Annotated in this window: 10 protein-coding genes and 1 pseudogene; 8 read left to right on the top strand and 3 right to left on the bottom strand. The window is 37.1% G+C overall.

What is annotated here, in order from left to right; translation table 11 throughout:
• Positions 1 to 215 precede the first annotated feature (215 nt).
• Positions 216 to 390, bottom strand: a pseudogene (locus tag AC5NT5_RS19800) (M61 family metallopeptidase); the annotation flags it as partial.
• A 204-nt stretch (positions 391 to 594) separates the two neighbouring features.
• On the opposite strand from AC5NT5_RS19800, the gene AC5NT5_RS19795 reads away from it, so the two are divergent.
• From AC5NT5_RS19795 to AC5NT5_RS19770, 6 genes are all read left to right on the top strand, one after another.
• A complete protein-coding gene (locus AC5NT5_RS19795; protein WP_494513539.1) occupies positions 595 to 2130 on the top strand; it encodes a GGDEF domain-containing protein in 1536 nt (511 codons plus the stop codon).
• 62 nt (positions 2131 to 2192) lie between these two features.
• Entirely contained in the window at positions 2193 to 3536 is a 1344-nt protein-coding gene (gene ppnN, locus AC5NT5_RS19790) for a nucleotide 5'-monophosphate nucleosidase PpnN (protein ID WP_024596931.1), read from the top strand.
• A gap of 10 nt (positions 3537 to 3546) precedes the next feature.
• Positions 3547 to 4320, top strand: a complete 774-nt coding sequence (gene xni / locus AC5NT5_RS19785; protein ID WP_494513538.1) for a flap endonuclease Xni — start codon at positions 3547 to 3549, stop codon at positions 4318 to 4320.
• Positions 4321 to 4389: 69 nt separating this feature from the next.
• Positions 4390 to 4773, top strand: a complete 384-nt coding sequence (locus tag AC5NT5_RS19780; protein WP_024596929.1) for a DUF3192 domain-containing protein — start codon at positions 4390 to 4392, stop codon at positions 4771 to 4773.
• An 11-nt stretch (positions 4774 to 4784) separates the two neighbouring features.
• Positions 4785 to 6473 carry a hypothetical protein gene (locus AC5NT5_RS19775; protein ID WP_494513537.1) on the top strand — a complete coding sequence of 563 codons (1689 nt, stop codon included), beginning with the start codon at positions 4785 to 4787 and terminating at the stop codon, positions 6471 to 6473.
• A 206-nt stretch (positions 6474 to 6679) separates the two neighbouring features.
• Entirely contained in the window at positions 6680 to 7687 is a 1008-nt protein-coding gene (locus AC5NT5_RS19770; RefSeq protein ID WP_494513536.1) for an isocitrate dehydrogenase, read from the top strand.
• Positions 7688 to 7722: 35 nt separating this feature from the next.
• Here the strand turns inward: AC5NT5_RS19770 and AC5NT5_RS19765 are convergent, their stop codons facing one another.
• Complete coding sequence (locus AC5NT5_RS19765; protein ID WP_494513535.1) at positions 7723 to 10773, bottom strand: immune inhibitor A domain-containing protein; 3051 nt, start codon at positions 10771 to 10773, stop codon at positions 7723 to 7725.
• A gap of 489 nt (positions 10774 to 11262) precedes the next feature.
• On the opposite strand from AC5NT5_RS19765, the gene AC5NT5_RS19760 reads away from it, so the two are divergent.
• On the top strand, positions 11263 to 12987 hold the full coding sequence (locus tag AC5NT5_RS19760; protein ID WP_193226929.1) for an acetolactate synthase 3 large subunit: 1725 nt from the start codon (positions 11263 to 11265) through the stop codon (positions 12985 to 12987).
• Positions 12987 to 13484: an acetolactate synthase small subunit gene (gene ilvN / locus AC5NT5_RS19755; RefSeq protein WP_002960314.1), complete on the top strand. Its 498-nt coding sequence runs from the start codon at positions 12987 to 12989 to the stop codon at positions 13482 to 13484. Before AC5NT5_RS19760 ends, ilvN begins: the two co-directional genes overlap by 1 nt.
• Positions 13485 to 13576: 92 nt before the next feature.
• On the opposite strand, the gene AC5NT5_RS19750 is transcribed toward ilvN, so the two are convergent.
• Entirely contained in the window at positions 13577 to 13852 is a 276-nt protein-coding gene (locus tag AC5NT5_RS19750) for an HU family DNA-binding protein (protein ID WP_002962474.1), read from the bottom strand.
• Positions 13853 to 13943 lie beyond the last annotated feature (91 nt).

Raw genomic sequence — 13943 nt, 5'->3', positions numbered from 1 at the left:
TTTTTTTTTTTTTTTTTTTTTTTTTTTTTTTTTTTTTTTTTTTTTTTTTTTTTTTTTTTTTTTTTTTTTTTTTTTTTTTTTTTTTTTTTTTTTTTTTTTTTTTTTTTTTTTTTTTTTTTTTTTTTTTTTTTTTTTTGAAAATTTTTTTTTTTTTTTTTTTTTTTTTTTTTTTTTTTTTTTTTTTTTTTTTTTTGAAAAAAAAAAAAAACTAGAGCTACTGCGCCACGCAGGAAGTTTTATATCAAGGTGTGCTTGCGCTGTTTTTGGAAACTCAACACTTACATCACCTAAATGATGCTGTGGTTGCGAGATTTCTAAAGAATAATTTACATCGGCAAATACAGGCGCTGAACATGCAGCTAAAATTGAAAGGGCTAATAACTTTTTCATAGAGACTCTTAGTGGAAACTTAATTGCTTACAAGACTAACAAGCCCCTATTTAAAAGTGAATTAAATACGATAAATGACCCTATATACGAGTTTATAAGTAGTAGCTTATTAAAATTTCTAAGTTTTTTACTAGATAACTACACATAATAAAAATTTGTTGTAAACTGAAGATAATGAAATTAATTTGATGGCGGTATGCTTAGGTGTCACAAAGATCTAACGCAACAGATAAAAAGCTAAAACAAGCAATTGATGCGCGTATGGCTGTTGAGAGCGCTCGTAAACATCAAGTAGATATTCTATGTGACTTTACAGCTAAACTATCGTTGAGCTGTAAAGGACTAGATATCGAGTTAGATAATCGCCTCGCCAAATTTAGAAGTGCGCTTAATAAAGGCATGAGTTTTGAAAACCTTGCTCCCCTTATTAGTGAAACTTTAATCCTACTTAAAAACCAAGAATCGATTCAACAAGCTCAGCAACGTAATTTATACAACAGTGTGCAAAGTGCCGGTAAACAATTACAAAAAACCAAAGGTTTACCTGACGATACTCGTAGGACTCTAAGAAATTTACTCGATCACGAGATTAATAACGTTCATTCAACTCATGGTTACATTCCGCTACTTGATCAACTTATTAGCTTTTATCATGAAGCGTTGCTTACCAAGCAAAACCCTCAAGTTGATCAGCAGCGCCCAGTAAAACAGGCGCGTGCAAAAAAACTACTTGAGCTCGCAAATGAACTTATACTTGAAGAAGAAGCTACGCTACAAATTAATAATATAAAAAATAATATTACAGAAAGTGACTCAATCGATACATTACTTGATGTTGCAATTAGTATTATTGATGTAGTGGTAAAAAATATAAGTAAAGAGCGTAAATCCGCGCAAAGCTTTTTAGTTTCATTAAATCAAACCCTCGAAGATCTTCATAACTCTATCGTCTCAACTAGCAAGCACTCTGAGTCTATGGAAGTTGAGTTTGACTCACTTAATAAAAGCATTGAACTAAAAATAAAAAATCTTAATGAGCAAACGCAAAAAGCTACATCAATCTCATCTTTAAAAGAACTCGTAGATAACGAATTAAAATCAATAAGCGAAGATTTTATAGCAAAAGAAAAGTTAGAACGAAAAGACAGAGAAATGCTTAGCGCTAGCTTTAATGAAATAAATACTCGAATTGTTACTTTAGAAGATAAGTTAACAACGTATAAAAAACGCTTAAACGAACAGCGCTTTAAAAGCTTACTAGATGGGCTTACAAAACTGCCTAACCGGGCTGCATTTGACGAACGTTACAATCACGAAATGCATTTGTTTAATGTACAGCCATCAGATGTTACGCTTGCAGTTATTGATGTTGACCACTTTAAATCTATCAATGATAGATTTGGCCACACCGCAGGTGATATTACCTTACAAGTTATATCAAAAGCGTTGCAAAAATCGGTAAGAAAGTCTGATTTTATAGCGCGTTATGGCGGTGAAGAATTTGTACTATTAATGCCAGGTGTGTCGCTAGAAAACGCAACATTACCCCTGGATAAAGTAAGGAAGGTAATTAAAAATATACCTTTTAAATTTAGAGAAAAACAAATTGAGATCACTATTTCGGTAGGTGCAACTCAATTTAAAAAAGGCGATACCCTATTAAAGGCATTTGATAGAGCTGATGATGCACTTTACGAAGCCAAAAATTCAGGGCGAGATAGACTTTGTACCAGTAAATAATGTCATAGCCATTATAACTTTTATGACAAGTAGTTTTACGATTTAGTAGTAGGAGCACGTCTATGTTAATACAGTTAAACCCAACTGGGGTTTTAGATTTACTGTCGCAATTAGAAGTTGATTTATTAGAGCAATCGTCTGCTAGTGAGCGTTATAAATTATTTAGAAACTGCGTACTTGCAGTCCTCAATGTAGGTAGTCATACCGACGACAGTAACGATATATACAACAAATACAAAGATTTTGATATTCGTTTAGTAAGCCGCGAACGAGGTATTAAAATTGAACTTGAAAACCCACCCGAAACCGCATTTGTTGATGGCGAAATAATTACCGGTATTCACGAACATATATTTTCTGTTATTCGTGATATTTTGTTTATTTGTCAAAAATACGAAAAAGATTTAAAAGAGCAAAAAGCCATAACCCATATGGTGTTCGATATGCTCAGAAATGCAGGTGCACTGCGTGTTAAAAGCGAGCCTAACATGGTTGTTTGCTGGGGCGGACATTCAATAAACGAGGTTGAATATAAGTACACAAAACAAGTAGGTTACGAACTTGGTTTACGTGGATTAAATATTTGTACCGGTTGTGGTCCTGGTGCCATGAAAGGCCCAATGAAAGGCGCAACTATTGGCCACGCAAAGCAACGTAACACCGATAATCGCTACTTAGGTTTAACAGAGCCAAGCATTATTGCTGCCGAGCCACCAAATCCTATTGTAAACGAACTCGTTATTTTACCTGATATTGAAAAACGCCTTGAAGCTTTTATTAGAACAGCTCACGCAATTATCATTTTTCCTGGTGGCGCAGGTACTGCTGAAGAGTTGTTATATTTATTAGGCATATTGTTGCACCCAGATAATACTAAACAATGTTTACCTGTTATTTTAACTGGCCCCAAACAAAGCGAGGCGTACTTTAAAGAGCTATGCGAGTTCGTTGAAATGACACTTGGTAAGGAAGCGTTGGATAAGTTTGAAGTAATTATTGATAATCCTGAATTAGTCGGTCAAAAACTAAAGTCATCGATGGCTAATGTTCGTGATTACCGTAAAAGTGAAGGTGATGCTTATTACTTTAACTGGACATTAAAAATAGATAACGACTTTCAACAACCTTTTGCACCAACACATGAAAATATGGCAAGTTTAGATTTACACCTTGATCAGCCTAAACAGCTACTCGCGGCTAATTTGCGTAGAGCTTTCTCTGGTATTGTTGCTGGTAATGTAAAAGACGAAGGCGTTAGAGCCATTAAACAAAACGGTCCATACATTTTAAGTGGCGAACCTGCCCTTATGACAAATATGGATAAATTATTACAGGCATTTGTTCTTCAAGGTCGCATGAAGCTCCCTGGTAGTAAATATGTTCCATGTTACAAAATAAAAGCATGAGTTTTATAGTTTGAAACCCCATTTACTTCTTATAGATGCGCTTAATTTAATTAGGCGCATTTACGCCGTTGACGCGAATCAAAAACATCATAGCGACGAGCAAATGATACAAACGTGCTGTGCACGTGTAGCCCACGCCTGTAAAAAGCTTTTAGATACGAGTAATGCAACCCATGCCATTGCTGTGTTCGATGGTGACAAAAGCTGGCGTTATCATTTTTATAAAGACTACAAACATTCACGCGCGCCAATGCCCCAAGTATTAAAAGATGCTCTATTGCATTTTAAAGCCGCAATTGAAGCAACAGGTATTGTAGTATTTGAGCCTATTAACGATGAAGCTGATGATATTATTGCAACGCTTGCCTTTAAGGCATCAAATAATCAAATAACGAGCACTGTTGTTTCTACTGATAAAGGCTTTTTACCTTATATTGGCCCTTACATTACAGTTTACGATTACTTTAAAAAGCTATATTTAGATGAGACAAGTATAAAAGAGCGTTTTGGTGTTGAGCAAAATAAACTCGTTGATTTTTGGGCATTAGCGGGCGATAAAACAAATGATATTCCGGGAGTTAAAGGAATAGGTACTAAATCTGCGCAGCAAATAGTTAATAACTATAACTCAATTGAACAAGCAGCCGAAGATGAGTCTCTAAGCCCGAGTATTAAAGCAAAGTTAGCCGCTAATATGGATATGTACGTAATTTCAAAGCACTTGGTTAGTTTACGCACCGATATAAATTTAGGTTTTAGTTTAAAGCAGTTAAGACTTAATTAGTCGCAAGTTAATAGCCTCTAAACATTACAAAACGTATACTGATAGTAGTTACCGGAGTCAGAGTAAGCCATATTGAAAAAATTTATCCGATATTTAATTTTAGGTTTAGGGCTATATGCACTGATAGCTGCATTGGTGATTACCTTTTATAAAGACGATCCTCAAGCTATGATTTGGCAAGACCGAGAGGCTTTCAATAAACGTTACATCGAAAAACTATCACTTGAGCAGCCAACAACACTAAATAGTGTTCTTGATTACTTAGGCAGCCCCGATCTTACTTATGCCAAACGAGATGGTGAACAAGTATTTCAGATAGTTTTTTATCGTACACAACATAAAACATCTGACGGTATTACCACTATGGATGAATGTACTGGCCTATTATTTAAAAATGGGCAGCTGTTTTTATGGGGCCCGAGTGCATACAATAAATACCAAGAACAAAATTAGGTGAAGGTTTAATGGATGAAGCTGTTTCAACTACCTTAGAGCAGCTGCTTAATAATACGCAGCTGTTTTTAAGTTATTATAACAATAAACAAAAATGGACAGCTCTATATCCAATGGCAAGTAAGCTAGCTGAGCAATATAGAGTGCTCTACAGCAAACAGTCATTCGCATTACAATCCCGATTAACGCTTTATAATCCAAGTTATTCTTATGCAACAAATTTAGTTGTTAGTCAGAGCGTCATAACTGCTGCCCTGTGTAAATCTCAAAATTATAATAGTGCCTTAAGTGAGCTATACATAGCCGCTACACTCATTGAACATTTATGTGTTGGAGCGCAATTAAACAAGCTTTGCGAACAAACACCTTTTCAAGATTCTGATAAAAAAATTTGGAAAATGCGTCATCAGTTAGCAGCAAAAGTAATGTTAGCTAGTGGCGATTCAGCAAAACCTGTTACGCAGTTACTAGCTAAATTAAATAAGTATAAACAAGCATTGGTAAGTGCTCCTAAAATAATGCTTTACGATGGGGGCATAACGCTGATTGCTCTAGCAAATATTATTAGCATGAACATTACGAGCAACACGGCTAATAAACATATTAGCTTATATAAAGCACTTACCGATTTGTACATTCGCACACCTAACTTGTTCGCACTGCAATTAATTAAATCACTAATAGCGCATTTAGGGCCATTATTACCGGGAAGCCGCGTTTTATACGCTGAGCAAACCATGATTTATTTAGCAACTGATGCACAACAACGGCATGTTTTAATTAGTACAGCAAATCCAAATAAATTAACCTGGTACAGAGTAAAAGCAACGCTTAACGATAATCCAAAACAATGGCATTGCACTGATAAAACCATTAGCTTTAAAGTATTTAACAGTGAACATGTAAAACCACAAAGTGAGCTTGAGGTTGATAAGGCACAATCTTTACTTGAGCTAATAAGTAATATTAAGTTACAGCACGAATACAGCTATAAAGGATTAAGCCTGCTGATGGCGCCCCACCCTCTCGTAATTGCTAATTTATGCGAGGCAGTAAAACCATATAATAAAGAACATCAGCCCGCAAAAGACTTAAAACATAGTTTATCTATGGTCGGTTATTATAATGCACCTGCAATAATTCAACGGGTTGTTTTTGAACAATTAGTTAATGTTACCCCACATCCATTGCAAGCCTACGTTACTAACAGATTAAATGGATTAGTAAAAATAATGGCTTTATTGGTTAGTAAAAATGATCACGACCAGTTTGAGCACATCACTTTACCTTTATACGCTTACGCCCATTTTTTATTAACGCAGTGCGGTACACAGCTTTCTCGTAAAACGCTGATTGACGACACACCAAATAAAACATTGAGTGCCCCTATCTGCTCCTTTTTTGGGGTAAATGCAATTAACACCGAACAACTAACACAACAGCTTACTCTTTTATTGAGTGATAACCCATGGACAGCAGCACTCTTAGAAGCAGAGCAAACACCTAAAAAGCACTTAACTGAGGCCCATAAACTTTGGATCACACTTAAGGTTGTTGCTCAAAATGTGTTTAAACCAGAACTTTCGCTAACTCCGTGGCAGCAGCAAACGTTAAATGAACAGCTAAAAATACTCAAGTGGCATAACCAAGCTGATTTTTATCAACAATTAGAATCTCTTGAGTTGTTTAATAGTATTTAGTTTATTAGAAGCTATTTTATGTCTTTATACCCATTATAACTTTCGTGTATACCCAGTATTTTTTGTATAAACTAGCAAAATGGGTGATAAATTGGTATAAATGCGCCCTTAAATTTTCAAGCACGTTCACATAAATGTTCTAACAAGCGGTTACTCTCTCAGAGTAATAATTTATGTGCAAATCAAACTCTTTAAAGGAAAAGTCAATGGCCAAACAAACCATCACAGTGATCAAAGGCGACGGCATCGGTCCGAGCATTATCGACTCAGCACTTGAAATATTAAAAGCCGCAGGTTGCGACTTTGATTATGAATTTGTTGATGCTGGCCTAGCTGCACTTGAAAAAACAGGTGAGTTATTACCGCAAGAAACAGTTGATACAATTGCTAAAAACAAAATCACTCTTAAAGGCCCATTAACTACGCCTGTAGGTGAAGGTTTTACATCTATTAACGTAACACTTCGTAAGCAATTTGGTTTATACGCTAACCTACGTCCAGTTAAATCATTTGTTGGTACTAAAGCACGTTACGACGATATTGATATCATTACTATTCGTGAAAACACGCAAGGTATGTACTCAGGTGCTGGCCAAGTAGTAAGTGAAGACGGTAATGAAGCAGAAGCAAAATCGATAATTACGCGTGAAGGCGCAGAAAAAATCGTAACTTTTGCATACGAGCTAGCGGTACGCGAAGGTCGTAAAAAAGTAACTGCAGTTCATAAAGCTAACATTTTAAAATCAACATCTGGTTTGTTTTTAAAAGTAGCACGTGAAGTAGCTGAGCGTTACCCACAAATTGAATCAAATGAAATGATTGTTGATGCAACATGTATGAAGCTAGTAATGACACCTGAAGAGTTTGACGTAATTGTTACGACTAACTTATTTGGTGATATTTTATCTGACCTTTGTGCTGGTTTAGTTGGCGGTTTAGGTATGGCTCCAGGTGCTAACATTGGTGAAGACGCTGCAATTTTTGAAGCTGTACACGGTAGTGCACCAGATATTGCTGGCAAAAACCTAGCTAACCCAACATCTGTAATTTTAGCGTCTATTCAAATGCTTGAGCATTTAAATATGGGCGATACTGCAGAGCGTATTCGTAGTGCTGTTGCTGATGTAATTAAATCAGGCGACCGTACAACTCGCGATTTAGGTGGCAGCCACGGTACAACTGATTTCACTCAATCAGTAATTGACCGTTTATAATTAATATTTGTTATTAATTTAAATAGCCCGCTAATTTAGCGGGCTTTTTTGTGTTTGCTAACTGCGTTTACTAACCTAGTGTATTTATGCAGGTTAGTATTAAACCTAAATAAACTTAACAGTAATAATCCTAATAAACCCGTCAGTGATCCGCCACTTGAACCCGAACTACTTTGTTGTTTTTGTACAGTAGCAGATAACTCTTGAGTAAAAGTATCATTGGTTTGAGTATCAGTAACATTCAACGTTACGTTATAAGTCCCGTCAGCTTGATAAGTATGCCTTGGGTTTTGTAAATTTGATAACGCACTGCCATCACCAAAATCCCAACTATAAGTGTAACTATTAAAGCCGCCGGTTACTTGGGCATTAAATTGTGCGCTTAAATCACTAACTGTAGCGTTTGCGTTTATGTTAAGCGGAACATTAGCAGTTACATCAATCGCTTTTGATTGCTCAGTGCCTTCGTTATCTGTCACTGTAAGCGTTACTTGGTAATCACCAGAGTACAAATAATTATAAGTAAGCGATTGAGACGCTAAAGTACTTCCATCTCCTAGCTGCCAGTTATAAGTATACGGTGCGACTCCACCTATAAGCGATGCCTCAGCGGTTAAAGTTCCTTGGTTTATTTCATAATCTATTTCATTTACAGTTAATGGTTCAACTAATGTAACTTGTGCTATAGCGACTTGCTGTGAAGTACCATTATCTGCCATAAACTCAACGTTATAAGTGCCATAGTCTTGGTATTCATGAGTAGGCGTTAACTCTGTGCTGGAGCTTCCATCGTCAAAACTCCACGTAAATTTGTCCGCAGGAGTAAGTGCAAAACCTTCTATATTAAAATTAACGGTTAAGCCGTTTTTAGTAAAATTAATTCCCTTAGTAACATCGTAAGTAAGCTCTACTTCTATATCTTCACTGTCTGCTGACTGGCTTATAATACTAAACCCAAAACCAACCTGTGGAAGCACAACACCCGATGGTTTTTGCGCTGCAAAGCTATAATCGGTTTTATCAGTAAACCCGGTGATAGCTGATAAATCATCATCACCTAACCCTGCCCTTTGTTGATATAGGCTAAAAGCAGCATCACGTATTTGAATTGCTGAAGCAGCCGGAGTTTGCGTACTGCCTTTATTTATCGAGCGCTGATCAGCATCTACCACTAATGCAAAACCACTGCCTGGATGCTCGGTAGTGTTATTATCTGCTTGAGATTCATTGCTGTACCACAATAATAACCCCGGTGAGTACTGCTCTGCTTGCAAACTACTGTCAACGCCTGTGTATGAACGCAGTTGTAAATAGTAATGTGATGGCGATGCATATGTGTAACTACCTACTTTTTCAAAGCCATTAAACTCAGTGTTAACTTGATCTTGTGCATTATTTTGCCAAATTAAAGTATCACTTTGCTCAATGCGCATATCATCAACAACAAAACCATAATAATGTATGTTCGCATCTGTTATGTATTCAATTTTTAAATCAATTGTTTGCCCAGCATAAGCTGATAAATCAAACTTATGGGTCAAATAGCCGTTAGGTTGCTTAGCATCACTATTAAGAAATGAATCACCTGAGATATACGGACCAATATCACCGTAGTATGGATTAAGCGCTTGCGTATAATTACTCGCGATTGGCTCGCCATTTACTTTTACTTGAACTAAATCGTAATCGCGCTCAATACTGTAATAAGCAATAAAGCTTAAAGTAAGTGTCTCAGTTGTGCTTGGTAGCGCTATTGTATTAGCTAAGCTGTTGCTAATATTGTCGCCCGTATTTGAATAGTATTGAAAATCACCTTCTACTGGAGCCCTAAATTTTTCGAGCCTTGGTGGTAGTGTTATTTTTATTTGATTTTGCTGTTGTGAAGTACTCGCAGTATTAATTAATGTTTGCTGTGAATTAGCCTCTATCTCATCCATATCAAGCGTAAGCTGGTTAACCCAGTTACCCTGGTACCGCTTTTGTAAATATTCAAGCGCATAAGGGCTAAACATAACTGGCTCTGAGCCTCTTGGCGAACCAACCCAACTTCCTGTCGACATAACTGACCAAGACGCGACAGGCTCACCTACCGTGTTAGATTGTAAGTCGTATTCATCTAATAATCCTAAATCATGCCCAAACTCATGCACAACCACACCAATCCCGGCATCAATAGGGTTAATGGTATAACCAAATAGCTTAATGTTACTGCCTGCAATCTCGCTCGGCCCGCTATTTTCATCAAATACATAGTAGCGGTGCGACCAAATAGCATCGGTGCTTAGGTAACCGCCACCCGCTTCTTCGCCAATACTTGAATGAAATACCATTACATGGTCAATAATGCCATTAGGTTCATTAAGGATACCGTCGCCATCAATATCATCTAAATCAGTTAAGTCATAATCCGCTAAATTAATATTAAACTTTGCAACTGCTTTCTCCACAGCCTCTTTAATTAAAGCAGGTGCATTTATATCCCGTGTACTGCCTTGGCGCTCACCATATATTTTTGCATTGCTATTAGCGGTCACCCAGCCATATACCTGCCCGCTAAAGTTTAAGCTGTTCCCCGAAGCCGCTTTATAATAATCAGCAGCCGTTTTTAAGCTTTGTCCATCAGGGCCTGTATAACCTTGAGTATTAAAAAGCATTTGCTGATAGTGCTCAGTTGAATAATCAGCGTAAAACATGTCGGTGTCTTGCTCTACGAGTTTATTGTCGTCATGTTTAAGATCAGGAAAATCAATTAAGATAGCTAACACTTTTACATCATTAACGCTTTGATCTGGCACTAGCGACGTTGAAAAAGCGACCTGTTGTTTATTTGTATTTGAAAAAACGTTGAAGGAGGATTTAAATTGCCTAAAGCCATTTTTAATTGAGTGATTGGCAACGTCTTTGTTACTCATATATGACTTAAATGAACTATCTAACTCACTTGAAGATATTTGGTCTCTTTTTTTAAGCCAATATAAAATACGCTCTTCGTTAGTTATACCAATATCATGCGGACTTAAGTTATTAGCCGCCACCATAGGGCTTAATAGCGTAGTTAAAAGCGCAATTAACGTCACTTTTTTCACTGTGTTTTCCTCAAACATAATTATGTAGCAATCATACCTAATAATAGAAATTTAAACATGCGATAAAAACATATAGTTAACATATGCAATTAAAGCTAATGGTCTCTCACACTCTTTTATATCTAAAATCGAACTTACGACCTAAAGCGCATAATTTCTGCCAGTAAACTCAATTAAACATAGATTTTCTGCAGGTTTAAATTAAAAAAAGCCACAAAACGAATTTAAAATGCAAAAAACAACTTTCAAGGTTGACATGAAGACTCAAAACCCTTAAAAATAAACCTATACAAAATCTTTAATTTAAAAGCAGTGTTTTGCTAAGTAGAGTAAAAACTATGAACACACACATTAATCTTTTAGTCGTACTCGTACTGGTCTTAGTTATAAGCCCAGCGGGGATGTATTAAAAGGTGATACTGCTTTTTAAAAACCCTCGCACTACGCGGGGGTTTTTTTATGCATAAAAAAGCGCACAGAGGAATGAGGATGAGCAAACAAGAATATAATGGTTCTGAACTAGTAGTTCAGGCATTAAAAGAGTTAAAGGTAAAATACATATTTGGCTATCCCGGTGGTTCGGTTTTAGACTTATATGATGCACTTTTTCAGCAAGATGACATTGAACATATATTAGTACGTCACGAACAAGCTGCAACACATATGGCTGACGGCTATGCCCGCGCTACTGGAGATGTTGGTGTTGTACTTGCAACCTCAGGCCCTGGCGCTACAAACTGTATTACAGGTATTGCAACGGCCTACATGGATTCAATTCCTATGGTTGTGTTATCAGGCCAAGTGCCTACAAATTTGATTGGCGACGACGCATTCCAAGAAACCGATATTGTGGGTTGTTCTCGCCCTGTAGTTAAACACAGTTTTAACTGTAGAAGTGCTAAAGACATCCCTACAATCTTAGCTAAAGCTTTTTATATTGCTAGCACTGGTCGCCCAGGTCCTGTCGTTGTTGAGCTTCCAAAAGATATGCTTAACCCTGCTATTAAGTTTGAATACGAATTTCCTAAAACCACCGAGCTGAGAACTTACAGCCCTAATACTAAAGGGCACTCAAAACAAATTCGCAAAGCCGTAACAGCTATTTTAGAGGCCAAAAAACTGGTTATCTACTCTGGTGGTGGTATTGTTATTTCAAATACATCAGAGCAATTAACGCATTTAGTTGAATCATTAAATGCCCCCATTACAAATACACTAATGGGATTGGGTGGTATTTCAGGTGTGCATCCAAACTTTGTAGGTATGTTAGGCATGCACGGCACGCTTGAGGCAAACAAAGCAATGGCTAACGCCGATGTGATTTTAGCGCTTGGTGCCCGATTTGATGACAGGGTAACTAATAATGTTCAAAAGTTTTGCCCTAATGCCACAATTGTTCATGTTGATGTTGACCCTACTTCAATTTCTAAAACAATTAAAGCACACATACCAGTTGTAGGTTGTTTAGCAACCGTACTTGAACAACTACAAGCGGGTATTGATAAAAGCCCAATTAAAATAGACCGCAGCGCGCAAGAAGATTGGTGGCGACAAATTATCAGCTGGCGCGAACAAAAATGCTTAAGCTACAACACTGATGGCGACAAAATTAAGCCACAAGCTGTAATTGAAGCGGTGTATAAAGCCACTAATGGCGATGCTTATGTAAGTTCTGACGTTGGTCAGCATCAAATGTTTGCAGCGCAATATTATCCATTTAAGCATCCTCGTCAATGGATCAACTCAGGCGGCCTAGGCACCATGGGCTTTGGTTTACCTGCTGCAATGGGCGTAAAGCTAGCCTTTCCTGATAAAGAGTCTGTGTGCATTACGGGTGATGGCTCTATTCAAATGAATATTCAAGAACTATCAACCTGTTTACAGTACAACCTAGCGGTAAAAGTTGTATCACTTAATAACCGCTCTTTAGGTATGGTACGCCAATGGCAAGACATGGTTTACGGTGGACGTCATTCATCATCTTACATGGATTCACTACCTGATTTTGTTAAGTTAGTTGAAAGCTACGGCCATGTAGGCATACAAGTAAACACACTAGATGAGTTACAACCTGCTATCGATAAAGCAATGTCAATTAGCGACCGATTAGTCTTTTTAGATATAAACGTTGATGAAAAAGAACATGTATACCCAATGCAAATTAAGTTAGGCGGCATTGATGAGATGTGGTTACGTAAAGGAGTAAAAGCATAATGCGTCGTATTTTATCTATTTTATTAGAAAACGAACCAGGTGCCCTATCACGTATTGTTGGGCTTTTTTCACAACGTGCATATAACATCGACAGCCTAACTGTGGGCACAACAGACGATCAATCATTGTCGCGTATTACCATTACCACTATGGGTGATGACAGAGTTGTAGAGCAAATTACAAAGCAGGTTAACAAACTAGTCGACGTGCTTAAAATTATCGATTTAACAGAAATGAGTCACATTGAACGTGAGCTATTGCTTGTTAAGGTATTTGCTCAAGACGAGACGACTCGTGCAGCGGTTACGCGAGTAGTTGATGTATTCCAAGGTGCTATTTTAGATATGGGCCGACAAAGCTACAGTCTACAATTAGTGAGCAGTACAGACAAAATAGAGTCGTTTTTAGACACACTTCGTCATGAAACCGATATTATTGAAGTTGTACGTTCTGGCGCTGTTGGCATTGGTCGAGGCGATAAAGCCTTAAAAGCGTAAATTTATAATATAAAGGCATCAATTGATGTCTTTATTAAACATAAAAAAAAAGAGCTAAATAGCTCTTTTTTTAATTTAATTCGTTAAACCTATTAAGGGTTTACTTGGTCTTTAAGACCTTTACCTGCTTTAAAGCTTGGGATAGTTGCCGCTGCGATTTGGATCTCAGCACCCGTTTGTGGGTTACGGCCAGTGCGAGCTGCACGTTCTTTTACTGAGAAAGTACCAAAACCAACTAATGCTACTGAATCACCTTCTTTTAAAGAAGAAGTTACAGCACCTGTAAACGCGTCAAGAGCACGAGTAGCAGCGGCTTTAGAGATTTCTGCATCAGTAGCAATTTTTTCAACTAATTGAGCTTTATTCATTGTTAGATTCCTATTCGTTATTATTTTGCCTTCGCAAAACCTATCTTTATGCATTTTTAAAGAGTTAGCAACAGCAAATTGCATTTTTTGC

Source organism: Pseudoalteromonas sp. J2K-J599, from assembly GCF_059295115.2.
This window is presented reverse-complemented; position numbering and strand designations above follow the sequence as displayed.

What these genes read in the sequence shown, in the direction of transcription:
- AC5NT5_RS19770 (WP_494513536.1), top strand. Translation starts at nt 6,680, where the DNA reads ATGGCCAAACAAACCATCACAGTGATCAAAGGCGACGGCATCGGTCCG.
- AC5NT5_RS19775 (WP_494513537.1), top strand. Translation starts at nt 4,785, where the DNA reads ATGGATGAAGCTGTTTCAACTACCTTAGAGCAGCTGCTTAATAATACG.
- ilvN (WP_002960314.1), top strand. Translation starts at nt 12,987, where the DNA reads ATGCGTCGTATTTTATCTATTTTATTAGAAAACGAACCAGGTGCCCTA.
- AC5NT5_RS19750 (WP_002962474.1), bottom strand. Translation starts at nt 13,852, where the DNA reads ATGAATAAAGCTCAATTAGTTGAAAAAATTGCTACTGATGCAGAAATC.
- AC5NT5_RS19760 (WP_193226929.1), top strand. Translation starts at nt 11,263, where the DNA reads ATGAGCAAACAAGAATATAATGGTTCTGAACTAGTAGTTCAGGCATTA.
- ppnN (WP_024596931.1), top strand. Translation starts at nt 2,193, where the DNA reads ATGTTAATACAGTTAAACCCAACTGGGGTTTTAGATTTACTGTCGCAA.